Here is a 22247-nt window from a genome sequence, read left to right as displayed (position 1 = left end):
TTAGCCTGCCGGGCAGGGCGCTTCCCGCCCAAAGGCGACCTTTGCGTCGCGGCCAGACACATTGCGCAGGCTTTGGCCGACCTTGCCACGGGGCATGCACCCCGTGGCGCGGGATGGGCGGGGGAGCGCCGCACCATCCGCAGGTCGCGCCCCGCCGGAACACCGCATTCCGGCGGGGGCCGCCCGCAAGGCGCAGGCGGCGCGGCCACAGGCAGGCCCATGGCCGAACCGGCGCGGCATCGGGGGAACGCCGCGCCGGAACGCGTCAATGCCCGGCGGGGCCGAAATGCGCCGACACGATGTTGGAATGCCCGCTGCCGCCGGTGGGCGTGAACGGGGTGAATTCCACCCGTGCATAGACCTCGTCCTTGTTGCCGATCACCCAGCCGAAAATGATCGTGTCGGGGTCTTCGTCCAGCACGTCATTCGACACGGTGGCAGTCACCGACCGCTCCACGCAGCCTTGCGTGGCGCGCACGCAGCCCGACCGCAGGGTGATCAGATGGTCATCCCAGATCGGGTCATCGCCGCGCAGGGTGATCGTTTCGCGGAAGGTTGATCCCGCCATAGCCTCGCAGGAACTGAAACAGACCACATAGGTCACGGTGACGCGGGAACTGCGTTTTCCGGCGCCGTCAATCGACAGGCGCACATTGCTGATGGTTGCCATGTTGAAAATCCTTGAGAAAAAAATGTGTTCCAATGAACACGCCCATCCTGCACCCTGCGCTGTCTGTGGCCAAGTCGGTGCAACCGGACTTGACACGCATAAGTTGTGGTGATTCCCGTATGCCGTGCTGCGCGGGCTGGAACGATTGCCCCTCGCCCCGCGTTGCAGCATTGCCTATAACGTTGAACAATCGGACAGGAGACGAGCATGGCGGCAGAGCTTTCCCCCATCGACAAGGCGAAATTCGTGGCCGCCCGGCGCGCGGTTGATTTTGTCAGCGATGGCATGAAGCTGGGCCTTGGCACCGGGTCAACCGCCGCATGGATGGTGCGCTGTCTGGGTGAGCGGATCCGCGAAGAGGGGCTGCGTGTTACGGGCGTTCCCACCTCTCGCCGCACGGCGGAACTGGCCCGGCAGGTGGGCGTGCCGATACAGACGCTGGACGAGGCGAAGTGGCTGGATCTGACGATTGACGGCGCCGACGAGATCGACACGCAACTGAACCTGATCAAGGGCGGCGGGGCCGCGCTGTTGCAGGAAAAGATCGTGGCCACGGCATCCGACCAGATGATCGTGATCGCCGATGCCGCGAAAGAGGTGGCGCATCTGGGGGCCTTTCCCCTGCCCATCGAGGTGATCCCCTTTGGCTGGCGCACCACCATGGCGCTGGTCGAGGAAACGCTGGTCAGCCTCGATGTGCTGAACCGCGAATGCACGTTGCGCATGACCGGCGACCGCCCGCTGGTGACGGACGAGTCGAATTACATCATCGACCTGCACTTGAAACGCATCGGCAACCCCCGGCAACTGGCGCTGGTGCTGAACCAGATCCCCGGCGTGGTGGAAAACGGGCTGTTCATCGACATCTGCGACATCGTGGTGATCGGGCAGGGCGACGGGCGGGTGACGGTGCGCGACATCAACAGCGGCTCGGAAACAGAGGGCCGGGTGGATCTGACGCCTAACGACAACATCTTTGCCGATCTGGGCGATTGAGCGCATTCCGGCGTTGCGCCTGATGATGGGTCTGCGGGCCCACGCGGGTCTGGCCATCGTGCAGGCCTTGTGAAATACCAAGGCCAGCAAGCCGGAGGCACAACATGACATTCGACTATGACCTGTTCGTCATCGGCGGCGGCTCGGGCGGGGTGCGCGCGGCGCGGATCGCCTCGGCCGAGGGCGGGGCCAGGGTGGGTCTGGCCGAAGAATCGCGCATGGGCGGCACCTGCGTGATCCGGGGCTGTGTGCCGAAAAAGCTGATGGTCTTCGCCTCAGGCTATGGTGCCATGGCTGCCGAGTCGCAGGCCTATGGCTGGAACGCGGTGATCGACGGGTTCGACTGGCCCCGGTTTCAGGCGCATTTGCACAGCGAACTTGGGCGGCTGGAAGCGGCCTACCGCATCACGCTGAAAAATGCCGGTGTCACGATCCACGACAGCCGCGCGGTGCTGGAGGATGCGCATAGGGTGCGGCTGGCCTCGGGTGAGGTGTTTACCGCGAAACATATCCTGATCGCGACCGGCGGGCGGCCCTTCGTGCCCGATCTGCCGGGTGGTGAACTGGCCATCACCTCGAACGACATCTTTGATCTGCCCGAACTGCCCAAGCGGATGCTGGTGGTGGGCGGCGGATACATTGCGTCGGAATTTGCCTGTATCATCAACGGGCTGGGGGTCGAGGTGGCGCAGTATTACCGTGGCGCGCAGATCCTGCGCGGGTTTGATGACGAGGCGCGGGGGCTGGTGGCCAGCACGATGCAGGCCAATGGCGTGGGGCTGAAATGCGGCAATGACGTGCTGCGGCTGGAAAAGACCGCCACCGGCATCCGCGCCGTATCCACCGACGGGGCCGATCTTGAATTTGACGCGGTGATGTATGCCACGGGCCGCAAGCCCAATTCCGCCGGGCTGGGGCTGGAGGCGCTGGGCGTCGAACTGGGCCGCAACGGCCAGATCATCGTGGATGATTACAGCCAGACCGCAGTGCCATCCATCTTTGCGGTGGGCGATGTGACCGACCGCATCAACCTGACCCCCGTGGCGATCCGCGAGGGGCATGCTTTTGCCGATACGGTGTTCCGGGGCGTGCCCACCAAGGCCGATCACGAACTGGTGGCCAGCGCGGTGTTCACCCAGCCCGAACTGGGCTCGGTCGGGCTGTCGGAAGAGGCGGCGCGTGACCTTGAACCGATCGAGGTTTATGCCACGGCCTTCCGCCCGATGCAGACGGCCTTTGCGGGCTTTCCCGACCGGGTGCTCATGAAACTGATCGTCAGCCAGAAAACGCGGCGCGTTCTGGGCTGCCATATCGTCGCACCCCATGCCGGCGAAATGATCCAGCTTGCGGCCATCGCCATCAAGATGGGTGCCACGAAAGAGGATTTTGACCGGACGGTGGCGGTGCATCCGACCATGGCCGAAGAACTGGTCACGCTGCGCAAGCCGGTCAGGACCGCTTGATTTTCGCGCGCCGATGACCAGTTAAGAGAACAAGAAAACAAAAGGGAAGATGGCGTATGGCGAACGGAGGGCCTTGGGGCGGCGGCGGATCGGGTGGCGGTGACAACCGCGACGGACGCGGCGATGGGCGCGGTGACGGCCGGGGCGACAACAGGGGCACCGGCGGGCGCAAGCCCGAGGGCAGCGGCCCCCAGATCCCCGAGATCGAAGATATCGTGAAACAGGGGCAGGAACGCCTGCGCGTGCTGATGGGCGGGCGTGGCCGGCCCGGCGGCCCGGGTGGCGGCGGCAACGGTGGCCGTGGCGGCAACCCGATGGGGCCGATCTTTACCCGGCAGGGCTTTGCGCTGGGCGCTTTGGTGATCGCGGGGCTCTGGGCTTTCCAGTCGTTCTACACGGTGCGGCCTGAAGAACGTTCGGTGGAACTGTTTCTGGGCGAATTCAGCGCCATCGGCAATCCGGGGCTGAACTTTGCGCCCTGGCCGCTGGTGACGGCCGAGGTCGTGTCGGTGACGGGCGAACGCCAGACCGATCTGGGCACCGGGCGCAACAATGCGCAGGAATCCGGCCTGATGCTGACCCGCGACCAGAACATCGTGGACATCGGCTTTCAGGTGGTCTGGAACATCAACGATCCGGCGAATTACCTGTTCAATCTGGCCGACCCCGCCGACACGATCCGCGCGGTTGCGGAATCCGCGATGCGCGACATCATCGCACGGTCCGAACTGTCGCCCATCCTGAACCGCGACCGGGGCATCATCGCATCCGATCTGCGCACCGCTGTGCAGGGCACGCTGGACACCTATGAGGCCGGGATCACGGTGATCCGGGTGAACCTTGAAACCGCCGCCCCGCCCAGCGAGGTGATCGACAGCTTCCGCGCGGTGCAGGCCGCGCAGCAGGAACGTGACCGGCTGGAAAAAGAGGCCGATGCCTATGCCAACCGCGTGACCGCAGGCGCGCGCGGCGAGGCCGCCCGTCTGGCCGAAGAAGCCGAGGCTTACCGCGCGCAGGTGGTCAACAACGCATCCGGTGAAGCCAGCCGGTTCCTGGCCGTCTACGAGGAATATGTGAAGGCCCCCGAGGTGACTCGCCGCCGGATGTATTTGGAAACGATGGAAAAAGTGCTGGGTGGCATGAACAAGGTCATCCTTGACGGCGTGGATGGCGGCGCAAACGGGCAGGGCGTGGTGCCCTTCCTGCCGCTGAACGAGCTGAACAACCGACCCGCGGCTGCCGCCGCTTCGACCCAGACCGGAGGCAACTGAGATGGCCCGCGCTGCATACATCCTTCCGGCTTTGGCCGTGGTTGCCGTGGTGGCCATGTCATCGGTGTTCATCGTGGACGAGCGTGAAAAGGCGCTGGTGCTGCAATTCGGCCAGGTCCGCGCCGTGAAGGAAGATCCGGGCCTTGGCTTCAAGATCCCGCTTATCCAAGAGGTTGTGCGCTACGACGGCCGCATCCTGGGCCTGCCCACGCAGCCGCTGGAAGTGACGCTGCTGGATGACCGCCGCCTGGTGGTCGATGCGTTCGCGCGCTGGCGGATCGTCGATCTGGTGGAGTTCCGCGAATCCGTGGGCGCAGGGGGCGAGACAACCGCCCAGATCCGGCTGGACAACATCCTGAATGCCGCCATCCCCGAGGTTCTGGGTTCGGTGCCGTCCAGCCGCGTTCTGTCAGAAGACCGCACCGGGCTGATGAACCAGATCCGCGACATTGCCCGGCGCGAGGCGATGGCGCTGGGGGTTGATGTGATCGACGTGCGGCTGACGCGCACCGACCTGCCCGACCAGAACCTTTCGGCCACCTACGCCCGGATGCGGGCTGAACGTGAACGCGAGGCGACGGACGAGATCGCGCGCGGTAACGAGGCCGCATCGCGGGTGCGGGCATCGGCTGACCGGACGGTGGTAGAGCTGACCTCGGAAGCGCGGCGCGAGGCCGAGGTGATCCGCGGTGAGGCCGATGCCGAGCGCAACGGCATCTATGCCGAGGCCTTCGGGCGCGACCCCGAGTTCTTTGCCTTCACCCGTTCGCTGACATCTTATGAGCGGGCGTTGCAGGGCGACAATTCGTCGATCGTGATGCAGCCCGACAGCCAGTTCTTCGAATATCTGCGCGGGGATACGGCGGCAATCGGTGCTGCGCCCGCCGCAGCGGCGCCCGTGACCCCCTGACCCGGCGCGCCGGTGTGATGGCCGCCGCCGGAACCCGGTGGTGGTCACGGTTGCGAAAGATACCAGACGCGCCGGCATGTTGGCCGGCAAACTGCCGCCCGCCCTTGCACAATTGCAGGGGCGGGCGTTTTGCTGACTTGCGTCGCAAATCCGGGCGTTACAGAATGACAAACAGCTTCACATCCATTTGACACGGCGCGACGGGGTTTGCATTGCGCCGCAGGCTACCTAACTGTTCATGTATGATCACAGGCGGCGGCACTCGCCCTGCCGTGTTTGCCATTCGAAAAGGAGTTCGGGGTGCAATCCAACGCAGTTTCCCTTGTCCGCAAGGCCGAGGACATCCCTCGGGACGTGTTTCGTCTGTTCCTTGCGCTGATCCTCGGTGCATCGCTGGTGCTGGGCCAGGCCGTCCGGGCCGATGCGCGCGGCGCACCGGAAAGTTTTGCCGATCTGGCACAGCAGATCAGCCCCTCGGTGGTCAACATCACCACTTCCACCACTGTCGCGGCCTCTACCGAACGCGGGCCGATCATTCCCGAAGGCTCGCCCTTCGAGGATTTCTTCCGCGATTTCATGGATCGGCAGGGGCGTGGCGATGACGGTGCGCCCCGCCGGTCCGAGGCGCTGGGCTCGGGCTTTGTGATTTCCGAAGACGGGTTCATCGTCACCAACAATCACGTCATCGAAGGCGCCGACGATATCGAGATCGAGTTTTTCTCGGGCAACCGGCTGAACGCCACGCTGGTCGGCACCGATCCGAAAACCGACATCGCGCTGCTGAAGGTGGACAGCGATGCGCCGCTGCCCTTCGTGCCGTTCGGCGACAGCGACCTGATGCGCGTGGGCGACTGGGTGGTGGCCATGGGCAACCCGCTGGGGCAGGGGTTCTCTGTCTCGGCCGGGATCGTTTCGGCGCGCAACCGGGCGCTGTCGGGCACCTATGACGATTACATCCAGACCGATGCCGCGATCAACCGGGGCAACTCGGGCGGGCCGCTGTTCAACATGGATGGTCAGGTGATCGGGGTGAACACCGCCATCCTGTCACCCAACGGCGGGTCGATCGGCATCGGGTTCTCGATGGCGTCGAATGTCGTGACCAAGGTGGTTGCGCAACTGAAGGAATTCGGCGAAACGCGGCGCGGCTGGCTGGGTGTGCGCATCCAGGACGTGACCCCGGATGTGGCCGAGGCGATGGGCCTTGCCGACGCCAAGGGCGCGCTGATCACCGATGTGCCGGATGGCCCGGCCAAGGATGCGGGCATGGTGGCGGGTGACGTGATCCTGTCATTCGACGGTGCCGAAGTGGCTGACACGCGCGAGCTGGTGCGCCGCGTGGCTGATGCCCCCATCGGCGAGGCTGTACGCGTGCTGGTGATGCGCGAGGGCAAGACGCAGACCCTGTCGGTCACGCTGGGCCGCCGCGAAGAGGCCGAGGCGGATGAGGCCGTGCCCGCCGTGGCCGTGCCCGAAACCCCGACCGAGGCCGAAGTGCTGGGTCTGACCGTGCAGCCGGTGACGGCCGAAATGGCCGAGGCTCTGGGCCTGCCTGCGGGCACCGAGGGGCTGGCCGTGACGGCGGTGGACCAGGTGTCCGAAGCCTATGCCAAGGGACTGCGCGAAGGTGACGTGATCACCGAGGCCGGGCAGCAGAAGGTGGTGCGCATCAAGGATCTGCAAGACCGGATCGACGAGGCGCAAGAGGCGGGCCGCAAATCGCTGCTGCTGCTGATCCGCCGCGGAGGCGATCCGCGCTTTGTGGCGCTGTCGATCGAGGAATAGGCGGGGCTTTTCCCGTGACAAAGGGGCGGCGGGGCAACCTGCCGCCCTTTTTGGTTTGCCGCACGTTCGCAACAGGTTCAGCCCGCAGATTTGTGGCGCGTGCGGATTGCGTGGGCGTCCGCGCGCGGGATGCGGCCTTGGCGAGGGATGCGGCCTTGGCAGATGCCCGGCGGGAAAAGCCCGGTCAGTCCCGCCCGAAATCCGCCGCCACGATACCCAGCGCCCGGGCCGCCGCCAGTGACAGCACCGCGCTGTCCATGCCCAGCGGCTGCTGGAACCGGCGGATCGCATCGCCGGTGGCGGCATCCATCTGCCCGGTCAGCGGCAGCATGTAGAACCCCCGCGCCTTCAGCGCCCGCTGCACGGTGGCGATGAAATCCACGGTCAGTTCGTCAGGGCAGGGTGTGCGGAACCACACCGATTCGCGGTCGGTCAGGATGCGCTGGTGCGTGCTGCTGCGATAGGTCGCGGGTGTGATCACTGTGCCGTCGGGGCCGATGACGGCGGGTGACACCTCGACCTGTTCCGTCACCGTCTCGATCACGGCGGGGGCTGTGTCATTGGCCCAGCAGGCCCCGTCGGGTTTCGGGGGCGGGCCGTCTTCCGGGGCGCGGCGCACCAGTTCGCTGGCCAGATCGGCGCGGGTCGGGGCCTCGGGCACGGAAACCGACTGGCAGGCCGCCAGCATCAAGGCCGGGGCGAAAAGGAAATATCTGGTCATTCTGCCTGTTGTCTGGTCCGGTCGTCCCCGCAACCAGCATAGCCGCAAAAAGCGGGTGCTGAAAAGCCCCGCTGCGGCTGCGGCATGGTGCAGGCCTCTGGCAAAAGCCGGAATTTTCGCTTATGTCGCGGGATATTCCCGCATCGGGGCCTGGCAAACGAGGGCAAGCAATGGCGAAGATCACCTATGTCGAATTCGGCGGCAAGGAGCATGTGATTGATGTTCCGAACGGGCTGACCGTGATGGAGGGTGCGCGCGACAACGGCGTGCCGGGGATCGAGGCCGATTGCGGCGGCGCCTGTGCCTGTTCCACCTGCCATGTCTATGTGGCCCCCGACTGGGTGGCAAAGTTGCCCAAGAAGGACGCGATGGAAGAGGACATGCTCGATTTCGCCTGGAAGCCCGACAGCGCCCGTTCGCGCCTGACCTGCCAGCTGAAAGTCAGCGATGCGCTGGACGGGCTGGTGGTGCATATGCCCGAAAAGCAGATCTGATGCGCCGCGCGCTGGCCCTGCTGTTGACCCTGATGGCCGGGGCGGCGCTGGCGCAAACTGGGCGGCCCGCCCAGGTCACGGCGGAATGGCAGGGGGCGGAGCCTGCGGGCGATCACCCGGCCTATCTGATCGAGGCCCGCTTGCAGGAGCCGACCAGCCGCTACCGGCATGACGTGCTGGGCAACCTGCCGGTCTGGGGCGCGCTGGAGGTGCGGGCCCGGGCCTGCGCCGCCTGCCGCCACTGGGCCGAGGGCGACGGCGTGGCCCTGCCGCCGGAACTGGTGTTCGAGGATGTGGCCCCGCGCCTGTGGGATGTGACGGGCGACGGCCTTCCCGAAGTGGTGGTGGTGCAAAGCCATGTGGACCGTGGCGCGCGGCTGACGGTCTGGGGCTATGGCGAAGGGTTGGAGCAGATGGCCGCCACCCCGTTCATCGGCCAGCCGCAGCGCTGGCTGGCCCCGGCCGGGATCGGCGATTTTGACGGCGACGGGCAGGCCGAGATCGCCTATGTGGACCGCCCGCATCTGGCCCGCGAACTGGTGTTCGTGCGGTTGCAGGACGGTGCCCTGCGCGAGGTTGCTCGGCTGCCGGGGCTGACAAACCACCAGATCGGCTGGAATTACATCGCAGGCGGCACACGCAACTGCGGCGCGGGCGATGAGGTGATCGTGGCGGATGCAGGCTGGCAACAGGCGGTGGCCGTGCGGCTGTCAGGCGGCAAGGCGGAGCAGCGCGTGCTTGGGCCGTTGCAGGGGCCGCAGGATCTGGCGGGCTATCTGGGCTGCTGAGGGGCTGCTTGTCTGCCCTGTCCGGGCATCTTCGCTGGCCCTTGCCCCGGATGCCAGCGAAGTCGGCCCGTCAGGGCGGGCGCGCCCCCCGCTCAATACGGATGCGCGCGCCCGTCCCATGTTTCGAAACAGCCCGATGTGGCCAGCGACAACGCGGCAAAACGGGCCATCAACCCCTGTGCCGCCGCATCCGGCGTGATCTCGGCCCCGCTGCCGCCCATGCCGGTCTGCACCCAGCCGGGGTGATAGATGCCCACCGCCACCCCATCTGCCCGCAGGTCCGAGGCCAGATTGCGCCCCAGGTTCAGCGCCGCCGCCTTGGTCGCGCGGTATATATAGCTGCCACCCGGCGCGCGGGTCGTCGATCCCATCTGGGATGAGATGATCGCCACTTTGCCCCGTGCGGCGCGCAGGTTGGGCAACAGCGCCTGCACCGACAGGAAAACCCCGGTCACATTGGTGGCAAAACCCGCCGCCCAAAGGTCGGGCGCATAGCCATCCTCCAGCCTCTGCCCCCGGTCGGGATAGACGCCCGCATTGCACACCAGCAGATCCAGCGGCTGACCGGCCAGCGCGGCGGCCAGCCGGCCATGGCTGGCGGCATCGGTCACATCCAGCCTTTCCCAGCGGCCCGGCGCGTCAACCTGCTGGCGTGTGGTGCCGATGACCGCAACACCCGCCACGCGGTAGCCGTCAAACAGCGCGCGCCCGATGCCGCGGTTCGCGCCGGTGATCAGGATGGTGGCCATGCTCAGTTGGTCCGCCGCGCGGGCAGGAACGGCAGCGGCGCCACCGGCACGCCATCTTCGATCAGTTTGCGTGCATCCTCGGGCCGCGCTTCGCCGAAGATGGCGCGTTCGGGGGCCTCGCCATCGTGAATCGCCCGCGCCTCGGTTGCGAAATTCATGCCGACATATTCCGAGTTTTCCTCGATCTTGCGGCGCAACTCGGCCAGAGCCGCCTCTTGCGGCGAGGGTTCGGACAAAGCGCGCGGCGCCACCACCTCGCGGCCCGGCCGCACCGCCGGGGCCATCAGCGATTTCTGCACCGCCGTGCTGCCGCAGACCGGGCAGGCCACCATGCCCCGCGCCACCAGCGCGTCGCAGGCGTCAGCCGACTGGAACCAGCTGTCAAACGCATGGTCGTCCGGGCATTTGAGACTGTAGCGGATCATGCGGCATCAGACCTTGGGCGATCAGGAAACACAAGGCAGTTAACCGCTGTGGCGCGGAAATCAAGCCTGAGCGGCAGGACTGGCCGCATCGGGTTGTGGCACGAAGGCCGCCAGAAGCACCTGCAATTCCGGTTCGGCCACACGTTCTGCCGCTTTCGGGCAGGTAAACCACTTGCGGCGCCGCTGCCCCGCCTCGGGGTAGCGGTCAACCATCCGGCTGACCTGCAACGCATAGACCGCCACCATGCAGGGCACCGAACTGGCCTCTGGCCCCGGGCCGCGCACCAGCGCTTTGTCATAGGCAAACATCCCCAGACAGGTGTCGGACACTTGGCCCATCACGCCCGCCTCTTCGAACGCCTCTTGCGCGGCGCATTGCGCGGGGGAAAGACCCTCCATCGGCCAGCCTTTCGGAATCACCCAGCGCCCGGTGTCGCGGCTGGTGATCAGCAAGACCTGCACCCGCCCGCGCAGCATGCGCCAGCAGATCGCGCCATATTGGTTGCGCAGATCGTCCCCTGTGTTCAGGGGGGGCGGGATGGATGCGTTCTTCACTGTCTGACTGCCTGACTGCTGTCTTTTGTCGATACCGGGGTCTTGCCGCCCAGCCTTGCGCTCTTGCGAACGGTTATAACTCTTTTGCGGCGTAATGGTTCCATCATGCCACAACGGCGGGGAAGTGCCCAGTGCCGCGCAGATCACAAACCGGGGCTTTGACAGCGGGCCCGCACGTATTATGCTCGGTCTGTTGCAGTCTGGGCGCAGGAGACCGGCATGGCAGGATATCTGGCGGCGGCGCAGGCAAGGGCCTTGGGCCTGATTGTGGCGGTTGCCGCGGCGCTGGCTGCGGGCACGGGCGTGGCTGCCGAAGGGCACGGCTTTCGTTTCGGGTCGATCGACGGCGGCGAGATTGATCTGGCAGCCTTGCAGGGCCAGCCGGTGCTGGTGGTGAACACCGCCTCGATGTGCGCCTTTACCCCGCAGTATGACGATCTTCAGGCGCTGTCAGACCGCTATGCGCCGCAGGGGCTGACCGTGCTGGCGGTGCCGTCGGATGATTTCCGGCAGGAACTGGCAAACGAAGAACAGGTCAAGGAATTCTGCGCGGTGAATTTTGATCTGACGATCCCGATGACCGGCATCACCCCGGTGACGGGGCCGTTGGCGCATCCGTTCTATGCCTGGCTGGCGCGCGAGCATGGCTTTGTGCCGGCGTGGAATTTCAACAAGGTGTTGCTGGGGCCCGCGGGCGAGCTTGTGGCGACCTGGGGGTCGGGCACCGCGCCGATGGCCCCCGCCATCACCGACCGGATCGAGGCGCTGTTGCAGTGAGCATGCGGCGGTGAACCTGCCTGCCGCGCCGCTGCCGGGTGCCATTGCGGCGGGTGCCGGGCTGGCGCAGCCGCTTTTCATAGGGTCTGAAATCTATCGTGGATCGACCTATGGCAGCGCCCACCCTTTGCGGGTGCCGCGTGTGTCCACGGTGATGGATCTGGCCCGCGCGCTGGATTGGCTGCCGCCTGCGCAGTTTCGCACCAGCCCGCGCGCCCGGCCTGCTGCTTTGGCGTTGTGGCATGACCCGGCCTATGTCGCCGCGCTGGAGGCAGCCGAGGTGGCGGGCGCAGTCAGCGATGCCGTGCGCGCGCGCCACCATCTTGGCACGCTGTCGAACCCGGTGTTTCCGCAGATGTTCCGCCGCCCGGCCACGGGCGCGGGTGGCGTGATGCTGGCGGCAGAGCTGCTGAGGGGTGGCGGCGTGGTCTATGTGCCCGGGGGCGGCACGCATCACGGCATGCCCGACCGCGCCAACGGGTTCTGTTACCTGAACGATCCGGTGCTGGGCATGCTGGCGCTGCGCCGCATGGGCCTTGGCCGCATCGCCTATGTCGATATCGACGCGCATCATTGCGACGGGGTGCAGCATGCCTTTGCCGGCGATGCCGAATGCCTGCTGATCTCTGTGCATGAGGAAGGGCGCTGGCCCTTTACCGGCCTCCTGGATGACACGGGGGGCGGCAATTGTTTCAACCTGCCGGTGCCGCGCGGGTTCAACGACACCGAAATGCAGGCGGTGCTGGAGGGGTTGATCCTGCCGCGTCTGGCGGCCTTCCGCCCCGAGGCGCTGGTGCTGCAATGCGGGGCCGACGCGCTGGAGGAAGACCCGCTGGCCCGCCTGTCACTGTCAAACAACGCGCATTGGGCGGTGGTGTCGGCCTTGCGCGCCATGGCGCCGCGCTATCTGGTGCTGGGCGGCGGGGGGTATAATCCGTGGTCGGTGGGCCGGTGCTGGGCCGGGGTCTGGGCCACGCTGGCGGGCCATGCGGTGCCCGACCGCCTGCCGCCGGGGGCCGAGGCGGTGCTGCGCGCATTGCACTGGGGCGGTGGTGGCCGTGCGCCCGCACCCGAGGCGATGCTGACCACGCTGCGCGACGCGCCCCGCAACGGCCCCTTGGGTGCAGAGATCCGCGAGCGTCTGGCGGTGCTGGCCGCCCGGCCCGATCCGGGCTGAGGCACAGGGCTTTCCGGGTGGCCTTGCGGCCCGGCGTGCCATAGGGAAACATGGCCCCGCGCCCCACCGCCCGCCACCTGGCCCATGGACACCCGATGCTCCGCACCTTTCTTGCCATCCCCTTGCCTGACAATATCCGCTCGGCCCTTGTGGTGCAGCAGTTCCTGCTGCCGATGCCGCGCCGGGTGGAGCCTGCGGGCTTTCACCTGACGCTGGTGTTTCTGGGCGAACAGCCGGACCGGGTGCTGGAAGCCGCGCATGAGGGGTTCGAGGCGCTGCGCATGCCCGCCTTCGATCTGGAGATGCGGGGGCTGGGCCTGTTCGGCGGTGCGCGCCCGCGCGCGGCCTATGCCGCAGTGGCGCCGTCCGACCCGCTGGCGCGGTTGCAGGCCAAGGTGGAACGGGTGGCGCATGTGGCGGGGGCCAGCCCGGAAAGCCGCCGTTTCGTGCCGCATGTCACGCTGGGCCGCTTTGCCCCGCCGCTGCCCGACGAGGCGCTGCGGCTGGAACGCGCGGTGGTGGCCGGGGCGGGGTTTCGTGCCGGGCCGTTCACGGTTCGGTCGATGGTGCTTTACCGCTCGGTCCCCGGGCCGCAGGGGTCGCAGTATGATGCGCTGGCGGAATATGCCTTTGCCGGTGGGCCTGCGGCTGGTGCGGACTGGCAGAATTAATCCCGCGCCAAAGCCCGGTCGATGGCGGCCAGCAGGGGTGCGGTATCACCCATCGCGGGCAGGGCGCTGCGGGCGGACTTGGCCATGCGCGCCTGCGCTTCCGCATCCAGCGTGCACAAAGCCGCACCAAGGCTGGCGGCATCGGCCACCGCCAGCGCGCCGCCCGCTGCGTCCAGTGCCACGAACACCTCGGCAAAGTTGAACACCGACGGGCCGTGCAGCAGCGCCGACCCCTGCGCGGCAGGCTCGAACGGCGTATGGCCGCCCTTGTCGGCAAATGTGCCGCCGATGAAGGTCACGCCCGCCATGGCATACCACAGCGGCATTTCGCCGAATGTATCGGCCAGATAGACCGCCGTTCCGGCCTGCGGCATCTGGCCAAGTGATCGCTGCGCCATGGGCAGGCCGCTTGCCGCCACCAGCGCCGCAATGGCGGGCGCGCGGGCCGGGTGGCGGGGGGCCAGGATCAGCAGATCAAACGCCCCGGCATCGCGCGCCTGCCGGAAGGCGTGCAGCACGGCCTCTTCCTCGCCCTCATGGGTCGAGGCGGCCAGCAGGCAACGGTGCCGTGCCACGGGGGCCGTGGCCGTGACCGGCTGGGCATGGCCCGCCTGCGCCTTCAGCATCAGTCGTGGCCCCAGCCTTTCGGGCGGCAGGCCAAGCGCCACCAGCCGCGTCTCGGACGCCGCATCCTGCGCGGTGGCAAAGGTAAGGCTGCCCAGCATGCGCCGCATCAGCCCCGGGGCCAGCCGCGCCCAGTTGCGCGCCGACCCCGCCGACATCCGCGCCCCGATGGCGATCACCGGCACGCCCGCTGCGGCGCAGGCGGCCAGCCGTTCCGGCCAGAGTTCATTCTCGATGACGATCATTGCGCGGGGCTGCCAGTGGCGCAGAAACCGCGCCACCGCGCCGCGCGTGTCCCAAGGGGCCAGCGCCGCCTGCACGCCCGGCAGCCCCCAGCCCTGCACCATGGCCCGGGCCGTGGGGTTGTTGCAGGTGATCAGCACCGCCAGCCCCGGATGCGCCGCCATCACCGCACCCACGAGCCAGCGGGCCGAGGTGATCTCGCCATGGCTGGCACCGTGCAGCCACAGCACCGGTCCGTTGCCGCCACGGCCCAGCCGTTCGGCCAGTTCCCCCGGCACCGCGCGGCCGCGCAGATACCGCACCAGCCACCCCGCCAGCAGCAGGGGCAGGGCCAGCGCCATCACGATCCGGTAGACAGTCACGCAGCACCCCCTTGCCTTGCCGCAGGATTAGGCGGCGTCAGGCGGCGGGGCAAGCGTTACAGCAACGGCGGGCGACGCCCCGGCCAATCGGTTGCGCGGTGATAGGCCTGCCCCAGTTGCAGCAGCGCCCGGTCGGCCCCACGCGGGCCGAAGATCTGCACACCCATCGGCAGACCGTTCGTGCCAAACCCCGCTGGCGCGGCCAAGGCGGGCAGGCCCACAAGGCTGACGGGAATCACCACCTCCATCCAGCGGTGATAGGTATCCATGCCCGTGGTGCCGATGGTTTCAGGGTAACGCCAATCCTTCGGAAACGGCCAGACCTGCGCGGCAGGCAGCACCAGCGCATCAAACCGGGTGAAGAGGCTGGCAAGAGCGGTGAACCATTCGGACCGGACGACCGAGGCGCGATGCACCTGCATGGCGCTGAACGCATTGCCGCGCTCGATTTCCCAGATCGCCTCGGGCTTCAGCAGGGCGCGGTGCGGTGCATGGGCGTAAAGCGGGCCAAGCCGCGCGGCCACGGCCCAGCTGCGCAGGGTGATCCAGGCCTCCCATAGTTTTGCGGCGGGGAAGGGGGGTGGCACATCCTCGACATGGCAACCCAGATCGGCTAACGTTTTCAGCGCATTGCCGCAGGTGTCCAGTATCCCGGGCTCCATCGCATAGGCCCCGCCCCAATCACCCAGCCAGCCAATCGCCATGCCTTTCACATCGCGGTCCAGCCCTTCGGCAAAGGGTTCGGTGGGCCGCGAATGCGGGTCGGCGGCATCGGGCTGCGACAGGGTTTCCAGCAGGCGGGCCATATCCTCGACATTGCGGGCCATCGGGCCGTCGGTGGCCAACTGGTGCAGGAACGTGTCGCCAACCGGGTCGGAAGGCACAAGGCCATAGGACGGGCGGAACCCGTAGACATTGCAGAACGCCGCCGGGTTGCGCAGGCTGCCCATCATGTCGGACCCGTCGGCCACCGGCACCAGCCGCGCTGCCAGAGCCGCCGCCGCCCCGCCCGATGACCCGCCCGCCGTGCGGGTGCTGTCATAGGGGTTGCCCGTCACGCCATGCACCGGGTTGAAACTGTGCGAACCAAGGCCGAATTCCGGCGTGTTGGTCTTGGCGGCCAGTATCGCCCCCGCGCCGCGCAGCCGACGCGCCAACATGTCATCGGCATCCGGCACATGATCGGCAAAGACCGGCGAGCCCCAGGTGCTGCGAATGCCCTTGACTGCCACCAGATCCTTCACCGCCAGCGGCAGGCCATGCAGCCAGCCCTGCGGGGGCGCATCATCCGCCGCCCGCGCCTCTGCCATCAGGTCAGCCGGGTTGCGCTGTGCAACAATCGCGTTGAGACCGGGGTTCACCGCCGCGTTGCGCGCAAGAAATGCTGCCATGATCTCGGACGGGGCCGTCTGCCGTGCGGCCACCAGCCGCGACAGGTCGGAGGCGGACAGCGCTGTAAGGTCGGTCATGGCGTTTTCCCGGATGCAAAAGGCGGGGCCGGTGTGGCCCCGCCAAGGTGTGTTGCTGCCGCGATTACTTTTGCAGTTCGGTCCAGATCGCGGTCATGTATTCCTGCGATTTGGCGGAGCAGGTGGGCAGGAACGTGCCCGCCGCCACATGTTCGGCCGGGATGATCACCTCGGGCGCGGTTTTCATGTCTTCGGGCATGAATTCCGCCGAACCGGCGATGCCGTTGGAATAGCGCGCAAAGGCGGAAATCATGGCCGCATTCTCAGGCTCCATGATGAAGTTGAGGAACGTATACGCCTCGTCCACATTCGTCGCGTCTTTCAGCAGGGCGACCGAATCCATCCACAGGATATAGCCCTCGCGCGGATAGCCATAGGCGGCTGTCGGTTTGGCCAGACGCACGCGCATCGACGACCCCGACCAGTTGACCGAGGCCGCCCAGTCGCCATTCGCCACCTTTTCGGTCGCGCCGTAATCCATGCTGATCCAGTCGGGTTTCGCGGCAATCAGCGCGTCGCGGGCCTGTTTCAGCACCTCAAGATCCTCGGAACACGGCTCGCCGCCCACATACATGACGGCCAGGTTCACGATATCCATCATTTCCGGCACGACGTTGATCTTGCCTTTCAACTCGTCCGGCACCTCCAGCCAGACGGCGGAGGTGTTGATGTCGCCGCCATAGATCGCGGTATCCACCACCACGCCGGTTGACCCCCATTGCCACGGGATGGATACCTTGCGCCCTTCGTCCCATTGCACATTCATCCATTCCGGGGCGATGTTGGCGTGGTTGGGCAGTTTCGCCATGTCGAATTCCACGATCAGCCCCTTGTCGCGGAAGATGCTGATGTAGTTGGCCGAGGGCACCACCAGGTCAAACCCGCTGCCCCCGGCCTCGATCTTGGCAAGCGCGGTATCGTTGCTGTCGTAATCGGTGACGGTCACGGTGATGCCGGTTTCGGCCTTGAATTTCTCCAGCAGCTCGGGGCTGGTGTAGTTGCCCCAGTTGTAAAGGTTCAGCACCCCTTCGGCACTTGCCAGCGAGGTGGTGGCCAGCAGCAGGCCAAGGGCGGGGATCAGGCGTTTCATCAGACTCTCCATGTTGGTTTTGCAGGTTGGCCCTGCGGGGTTGGTTTCGCGGGTTAATCCCGCTTGCGCGTCAGTAGGAAGAATGCGGTCAGCAGCAGCACCGTCAGCGCCAGCAGCGCCGAGGATATGGCGTTCACCTCGGGCGTGATGGCGCGACGCAACTGGCCCAGCATATAGGTGGGCAGCGTATCCTGACCTGCCGATTTTACAAACTCGGTGATCACCACGTCATCCAGACTGATGACAAAGGCCAGCATGGCCCCCGCGATGATGCCCGGGCCCATCAGGGGCAGGGTGACATGGCGGAAGGTCTGCCAGGGGTTTGCGTAAAGATCGGCGGCGGCGGTTTCCAGGCTCAGGTCCATCCCCTCCAGCCGGGCGCGGATCGGAAGGTATGCGAAGGGGATGCAGAACGCGGCATGCGCGATGATCAGATACATCAGCCCGTTGTATCCGGTAGCGACCTTCACGCTGGCGAACACGATCAGAAGCGCCACGGCGGTGACAATTTCCGGCACCATCAGCGGCTGGTTTATCATCACATAGATGAAGGTCTGGCCCCGGAACGCGCCGCGCCGTGTGGTGCCAAGGGCGGCCATGGTGGCGCAGACAGTGGCGATGGCCGAGGCCGAGCAGGCGATGGTCAGCGACCGCAGCGTGGCCTCTTGCACCGCCGTGTTGGCCCACGCCGCCTCATACCAGCGCAGGGAAAACCCGCCCCATTGGCTGATCGCATTGGAATCGTTGAAGGAATAAGCCACTAGCGTCAGGATAGGCGCGTAAAGCGCGAAAAAGGCAATGCCCGCGACAATGGCAAAGCCGGGGATCGTGGTGGCCGCAAACGCCCTAGTGGCCATGCCCCGCCCCCTTGTTCGCCGCGCGCACATAGGCCAGCAGCGCCACCATCACGATGACCAGCAGCAGCATCGACAGCGCTGCCCCCAGCGGCCAGTTGCGGCCCTGCCCGAATTGCAATTCAATGAAATTGCCGATCATCATGTTCTTGCCGCCGCCCAGCACGCGGGGGGTGACATAGGCCCCGAGGCTGGGCACGAACACCAGGATCGACCCCGCCACGATGCCCGGTTTCACAATCGGCAGGATCACCCGGCGCAGCACCTGCAAACGGCTGGCGTAAAGGTCATAGGCGGCCTCCAGCAGCTTCATGTCGAAACGGTCGATGGCGGCGAACAGGGGCAGCACCATCAGCGGCAGATAGACATAAGCCATGCCGATCAGCACCGCCGTATCGGTGTAGATGATCTGGATCGGGGCGCTGATGACGCCCGCCCACAGCAGCAGTGAGTTCAGGATGCCCTCGTTGCGGATCACCTCGTTGATGGCGAAGGTGCGGATCAGAAGGTTGGTCCAGAACGGGATAGTTATCAGGAACAGCCACATGGCCCGCGCCCGGGGTGCCCGCGTGGCGATGAACCACGCGGTCGGAAAGCCTACGGCAAAGGTGATAAGCGTGGTCAGCAGCGACAGTTTCACCGACCGCCAGAAGATCGCCAGATGGGCATCGGCGAGCATGGTCTCGTCGGTGAAGATGTCCTTGGAAAACAGGATGCCGAACCAGGCATCGGTGGAAAACGCCCATTCCACCCCGCCATATTGCCCCGCTTCCAGAAAGCTGTAGACCAGCACCACCAGCAGCGGCCCCGCCGCCGCCATGGCCAGCAGCACCAGCGCGGGCGCTGACAACAGCCAGCCGTTGCGCACCCGTGCCCTGTCCTGCGGCGATGGCATGGTCAATCCTCCAGCACTTGCGCGGCGCCTTCGGTAAAGACCAGCCCGACCCTTGCACCGGGTTCCAGCCCGGCCTCGCCCGACACGCTGCTTTGCAGGCGGGCCACCACTTCGCTGCCGTCGCTCAGCGCCATGTGGCAATGCGTGTCGGTGCCGAAATAGACCAGATCGCGAACGGTGGCTGGCAGCGAACCCGGCGCATCGGCGGCGACCAGCCGCACCTGTTCGGGGCGCACGGCCAGCGTGACTGTGCTTCCCTCTTTCGTGCCAGCGGCCACCGGCACATGGCCACCTGCCAGCGCCACCTGCCCATGCGCATAAAAGCCGGGCAGAAAGTTCGTCTCGCCGATGAAGCTGGCGACAAAGCGGTTGGCGGGGCGGGTGTAGATGTCGCGCGGGCTGCCGACTTGCAGGATCTTTCCGGCGCTCATCACGCCGATGCGGTCGCTCATCGTCAGGGCTTCTTCCTGATCGTGTGTGACGAACACGAATGTGATGCCGGTTTCATGTTGCAGGCGTTTCAGCTCGATCTGCATTTCCTTGCGCAGCTTCAGGTCCAGCGCCGACAGGGGTTCATCCAGCAGCAGCACCTTTGGCTGCGGGGCCAGCGCGCGGGCCAGCGCCACGCGCTGTTGCTGGCCGCCCGACAACTGGCTGGTCTTGCGCTGCGCCAGATGGTCCAGCCGCACCAGCGTCAGCATTTTCGCGGCGCGGTCGGCAACCTCGGCCCGGGGCCGCCCCTGCATCTGCAAGCCGAAGCCCACATTCTGCGCCACGGTCAGATGCGGGAACAGGGCATAGCTTTGGAACACAGTGTTGACCGGGCGGCGGTTGGGCGGGTCGGCGGTGATATCCTTGCCATCCAGCAGGATCTGGCCCGAGGTGGGCGTCTCAAACCCCGCGATCAGCCGCAAGAGCGTGGTCTTGCCGCAGCCTGACGGTCCCAGCAGGGTAAAGAACTCACCCTGCCGGATCTGCACCGACACATCATCCAGCGCCCTGACCGCCGCCTCGCCCTGGCCAAAGGCCTTGACCGCATTGCGCGCTTCGACCGCTATGGAAACTGTCACCCCTGGCCCCGCTGTCGTTTCATCCGATGTTAAGCTGGCGTTTCGCGACCTGTCCACCCTGACGCTCAAACATTGGGCGGGCGACGGGTGAACCAGGGGGCGGCCCGCTCAATTTCTGCACACAGCGCCATCAGGTCTTCATCCGCGCCAAAGCGCGCGGCCAGATGCACACCGATGGGCAGGCCATCCGCCGACATGCCCAGCGGAACCGAGGCTGCGGGCTGGCCGCTGGCATTGAACACCGCACAGAACGGCGAATAGGCGAAGACGCCCTTGGGGCCGATGCGGTAGTTCAGGTAATCCTCGTTGTCATGGGCAAAGCGGCCGATCCGGGCGGGCAGTTCGGCCAACGTGGCCGACAGCAGCACATCCGGCCCCGCGCCCTGACCGGGGTCAAAGAACGCCGCCATCTGGCGGCCAAAGGCGTGAATCTCGGCCACAGCCTCCAGATACCTCTCGCCGCTGATCGTGGCGGCATGGGCGATGGCCCCGCGCGCCACGCTCTCGACATCGCCGGGTTGCAGGCTGCGACTCCGTGCCGCCAGCGCCTTGCGGATGCCCAGTGCCGTGCCGCAGGCGACGATATCGGTCCAGGCACGCATCATGCCTTCGAAATCCGCCCGGGGCCGCAGCGGTTCGATGTGGTGGCCCAAGCCCTCCAGCAGCCGTGCGGCATCAAGCACCGCCGCCCGCACCTCGGGGTGGATCGCCCCGCCGGTAAAGGTGGTGTCGCAGAGTGCAATGCGCAGGCGGCGCGGCGGGCGGCTGATGGCTTGCGCATGGCCCCGTGCCAGCGGCGGTGCCCAGTAGGGCGCGCCAAGGTCTGCGCCTTCGCAGGCATCCAGCATCACCGCCGTGTCGCGCACTGACCGGGTCAGAAAGCCGTCAATCGCCATACCCGCCCAGCCTTCGCCAGCATACGGCCCGTCAGGCAGGCGCGCGCGGGTGGGTTTGAAGCCGAACAGCCCGCAGGACGAGGCCGGGATGCGCACTGATCCGCCGCCATCCGACCCATGGGCAAAGGGCACGATGCCAGCAGCCACCGCAGCCCCAGCCCCGCCGGATGACCCGCCCGGCGTATGGGCCAGGTTCCAGGGGTTGCGCGTCGGCCCGCCATAGACGGCGGATTCGGTGGCGGGGCCGATGCCGCCCTCGGGGGCCGTGGTGCGCCCGAATGTCACCACGCCTGTTGCGCGGATGCGCGCGAAAATCGCGGAATCGCGCGGCCAGCGGGTATTGGCCAGCAGGGCAGATCCGTTGTGGGCGGGAAAATCCACCGCCTCGCAGCCCAGATCCTTCAGCAGGAACGGCAAGCCGCAGAACGGCCCCGGCGGCAGGCCCGCCGCGATGGCCGCCCGCGCGGCAGGTTCCTGCACCAGAACCACGGCGTTCAGCACGGGGTTCAGCCGGTCAACCGCCGCCAGCGCCGCATCCAGCAATTCGGCGGGCGACACCGCCCCGCTGGCGACCAGTCCGGCCAGAGCGGTCGCATCCGCCGCGCCATGATCCTGCATCATTGCTGTGGCCCCCTTTTGCCACATGCTGCGGCGGGGTGGCGGGGCTTTCCACCCGGATTCGCCGCCTAAGGGTTCGAAACCGACCCCGCGACAGGATCAGCCCGGCGCCCGACCGGGCCGCGCCGGCAGCACGCGCAGCAATTCCCTGGCCAGACCGTCGGGCGACATCGGCTTTGACACATAGCCATCCATTCCCGCGTCCAGACAGGCGCGGCGGTGTTCGGGCATGGCATCGGCCGTCATCGCCACCACGGGCAGCGCCGCTGCGGCCCCCTCCATCGCGCGCAGGCGGCGAAAGGTTTCCAGCCCGTCCATGCCGGGCATGTTCATGTCCAGCAGCACCAGATCCAGCGCCGCATCGCTGGCCAGTTCCAGCGCGCGGGTGCCGCTGGCCGCCTCGACGCTTTGCGCGCCCAGAAGGCCCAGATAGGCGCTGGCCACCATGCGGTTGGTGGCAATGTCATCAACCACGAGAATCCGTCGCCCCGCCAGCAGGCCCGGGCCGTGGGCGGGCGTCGCGTGAGGGGCAAAGGGGCGCTGCGTATCAGGCATCACATCAGTCTTGACCAAAGGCTGCGCCAGCACAAGCCGCTTGCCGGGCGGGCCTGGTGGCAACGCCAGTGGAACCCGATCGCTGCCCATCTGCTTCGCCAACGCCCGCGCGATTGAAA

Annotated in this window: 23 protein-coding genes; 10 read left to right on the top strand and 13 right to left on the bottom strand. The window is 66.8% G+C overall.

Going from position 1 to position 22247, the window contains the following annotated elements; all coding sequences use genetic code 11:
* Nucleotides 1-265 precede the first annotated feature (265 nt).
* Nucleotides 266-670 carry a hypothetical protein gene (locus GEU84_RS06870; protein WP_152824676.1) on the bottom strand — a complete coding sequence of 135 codons (405 nt, stop codon included), beginning with the start codon at nt 668-670 and terminating at the stop codon, nt 266-268.
* A 207-nt stretch (nt 671-877) separates the two neighbouring features.
* On the opposite strand from GEU84_RS06870, the gene rpiA reads away from it, so the two are divergent.
* The 5 genes from rpiA to GEU84_RS06845 all read left to right on the top strand — a co-directional run bounded on the left by rpiA (nt 878) and on the right by GEU84_RS06845 (nt 7095).
* A complete protein-coding gene (rpiA, locus tag GEU84_RS06865; RefSeq protein WP_152824677.1) occupies nt 878-1666 on the top strand; it encodes a ribose-5-phosphate isomerase RpiA in 789 nt (262 codons plus the stop codon).
* A gap of 104 nt (nt 1667-1770) precedes the next feature.
* Nucleotides 1771-3129, top strand: coding sequence for a glutathione-disulfide reductase (gene gorA, locus GEU84_RS06860; RefSeq protein WP_152824678.1), 1359 nt, complete (start codon nt 1771-1773; stop codon nt 3127-3129).
* A gap of 56 nt (nt 3130-3185) precedes the next feature.
* A complete protein-coding gene (hflK, locus tag GEU84_RS06855; protein WP_152824679.1) occupies nt 3186-4400 on the top strand; it encodes an FtsH protease activity modulator HflK in 1215 nt (404 codons plus the stop codon).
* A 1-nt stretch (nt 4401) separates the two neighbouring features.
* Entirely contained in the window at nt 4402-5310 is a 909-nt protein-coding gene (gene hflC / locus GEU84_RS06850) for a protease modulator HflC (RefSeq protein ID WP_152824680.1), read from the top strand.
* A 300-nt stretch (nt 5311-5610) separates the two neighbouring features.
* A complete protein-coding gene (locus tag GEU84_RS06845) occupies nt 5611-7095 on the top strand; it encodes a Do family serine endopeptidase (protein WP_174539368.1) in 1485 nt (494 codons plus the stop codon).
* Nucleotides 7096-7279: 184 nt separating this feature from the next.
* Here GEU84_RS06845 and GEU84_RS06840 read toward each other — a convergent pair whose 3' ends face one another.
* Nucleotides 7280-7816, bottom strand: coding sequence for a peptidoglycan-binding domain-containing protein (locus GEU84_RS06840; RefSeq protein WP_152824682.1), 537 nt, complete (start codon nt 7814-7816; stop codon nt 7280-7282).
* 170 nt (nt 7817-7986) lie between these two features.
* On the opposite strand from GEU84_RS06840, the gene GEU84_RS06835 reads away from it, so the two are divergent.
* Nucleotides 7987-8310: a 2Fe-2S iron-sulfur cluster-binding protein gene (locus GEU84_RS06835; RefSeq protein ID WP_152824683.1), complete on the top strand. Its 324-nt coding sequence runs from the start codon at nt 7987-7989 to the stop codon at nt 8308-8310.
* Nucleotides 8310-9098, top strand: a complete 789-nt coding sequence (locus GEU84_RS06830; protein ID WP_241427603.1) for an FG-GAP repeat domain-containing protein — start codon at nt 8310-8312, stop codon at nt 9096-9098. The genes GEU84_RS06835 and GEU84_RS06830 overlap by 1 nt, the downstream gene beginning before the upstream one ends.
* Nucleotides 9099-9190: 92 nt before the next feature.
* Here GEU84_RS06830 and GEU84_RS06825 read toward each other — a convergent pair whose 3' ends face one another.
* Genes GEU84_RS06825 through GEU84_RS06815 form a run of 3 tightly spaced genes read right to left on the bottom strand, consistent with a single transcriptional unit; the run spans nt 9191 to nt 10827 of the window.
* Nucleotides 9191-9847 (bottom strand): SDR family NAD(P)-dependent oxidoreductase, encoded by a 657-nt coding sequence (locus GEU84_RS06825; protein WP_152824684.1) that lies wholly within the window; start codon nt 9845-9847, stop codon nt 9191-9193.
* Nucleotides 9848-9849: 2 nt separating this feature from the next.
* A complete protein-coding gene (locus GEU84_RS06820) occupies nt 9850-10272 on the bottom strand; it encodes a DUF1178 family protein (protein WP_152824685.1) in 423 nt (140 codons plus the stop codon).
* A gap of 60 nt (nt 10273-10332) precedes the next feature.
* Nucleotides 10333-10827, bottom strand: a complete 495-nt coding sequence (locus tag GEU84_RS06815; RefSeq protein WP_338144768.1) for an NUDIX hydrolase — start codon at nt 10825-10827, stop codon at nt 10333-10335.
* Nucleotides 10828-11046: 219 nt separating this feature from the next.
* Here GEU84_RS06815 and GEU84_RS06810 point away from each other — a divergent pair, with 219 nt between their 5' ends.
* From GEU84_RS06810 to thpR, 3 genes are all read left to right on the top strand, one after another.
* Nucleotides 11047-11604 carry a glutathione peroxidase gene (locus tag GEU84_RS06810; RefSeq protein WP_152824686.1) on the top strand — a complete coding sequence of 186 codons (558 nt, stop codon included), beginning with the start codon at nt 11047-11049 and terminating at the stop codon, nt 11602-11604.
* A 10-nt stretch (nt 11605-11614) separates the two neighbouring features.
* The gene (locus GEU84_RS06805; RefSeq protein WP_338144767.1) at nt 11615-12781 is read left to right on the top strand and encodes an arginase family protein; all 1167 of its coding nucleotides are present in this window, start codon (nt 11615-11617) and stop codon (nt 12779-12781) included.
* Nucleotides 12782-12876: 95 nt separating this feature from the next.
* Complete coding sequence (gene thpR / locus GEU84_RS06800; protein WP_152824687.1) at nt 12877-13452, top strand: RNA 2',3'-cyclic phosphodiesterase; 576 nt, start codon at nt 12877-12879, stop codon at nt 13450-13452.
* Here thpR and GEU84_RS06795 read toward each other — a convergent pair.
* From GEU84_RS06795 to GEU84_RS06760, 8 genes are all read right to left on the bottom strand, one after another.
* The gene (locus GEU84_RS06795; protein WP_174539367.1) at nt 13449-14681 is read right to left on the bottom strand and encodes a glycosyltransferase N-terminal domain-containing protein; all 1233 of its coding nucleotides are present in this window, start codon (nt 14679-14681) and stop codon (nt 13449-13451) included. The genes thpR and GEU84_RS06795 overlap by 4 nt on opposite strands.
* 56 nt (nt 14682-14737) lie before the next feature.
* Nucleotides 14738-16150 (bottom strand): amidase, encoded by a 1413-nt coding sequence (locus GEU84_RS06790; RefSeq protein ID WP_152824688.1) that lies wholly within the window; start codon nt 16148-16150, stop codon nt 14738-14740.
* Nucleotides 16151-16214: 64 nt separating this feature from the next.
* Nucleotides 16215-17240 (bottom strand): extracellular solute-binding protein, encoded by a 1026-nt coding sequence (locus GEU84_RS06785; protein ID WP_152824689.1) that lies wholly within the window; start codon nt 17238-17240, stop codon nt 16215-16217.
* 53 nt (nt 17241-17293) lie between these two features.
* Nucleotides 17294-18097: an ABC transporter permease gene (locus tag GEU84_RS06780; protein WP_152824690.1), complete on the bottom strand. Its 804-nt coding sequence runs from the start codon at nt 18095-18097 to the stop codon at nt 17294-17296.
* Complete coding sequence (locus GEU84_RS06775) at nt 18087-18989, bottom strand: ABC transporter permease (protein ID WP_152824691.1); 903 nt, start codon at nt 18987-18989, stop codon at nt 18087-18089. Before GEU84_RS06775 ends, GEU84_RS06780 begins: the two co-directional genes overlap by 11 nt.
* 2 nt (nt 18990-18991) lie before the next feature.
* The gene (locus GEU84_RS06770; protein ID WP_174539366.1) at nt 18992-20059 is read right to left on the bottom strand and encodes a polyamine ABC transporter ATP-binding protein; all 1068 of its coding nucleotides are present in this window, start codon (nt 20057-20059) and stop codon (nt 18992-18994) included.
* A 65-nt stretch (nt 20060-20124) separates the two neighbouring features.
* Nucleotides 20125-21576, bottom strand: coding sequence for an amidase (locus tag GEU84_RS06765; RefSeq protein ID WP_152824693.1), 1452 nt, complete (start codon nt 21574-21576; stop codon nt 20125-20127).
* Nucleotides 21577-21672: 96 nt separating this feature from the next.
* Complete coding sequence (locus GEU84_RS06760) at nt 21673-22218, bottom strand: response regulator (RefSeq protein ID WP_174539365.1); 546 nt, start codon at nt 22216-22218, stop codon at nt 21673-21675.
* Nucleotides 22219-22247 lie beyond the last annotated feature (29 nt).

The organism is Fertoeibacter niger (assembly GCF_009380135.2).
Lineage (GTDB): Bacteria > Pseudomonadota > Alphaproteobacteria > Rhodobacterales > Rhodobacteraceae > Fertoeibacter > Fertoeibacter niger.
The sequence above is the reverse complement of the archived record's forward strand: the minus strand, read 5'-3'. Positions and strand labels throughout refer to the sequence as shown.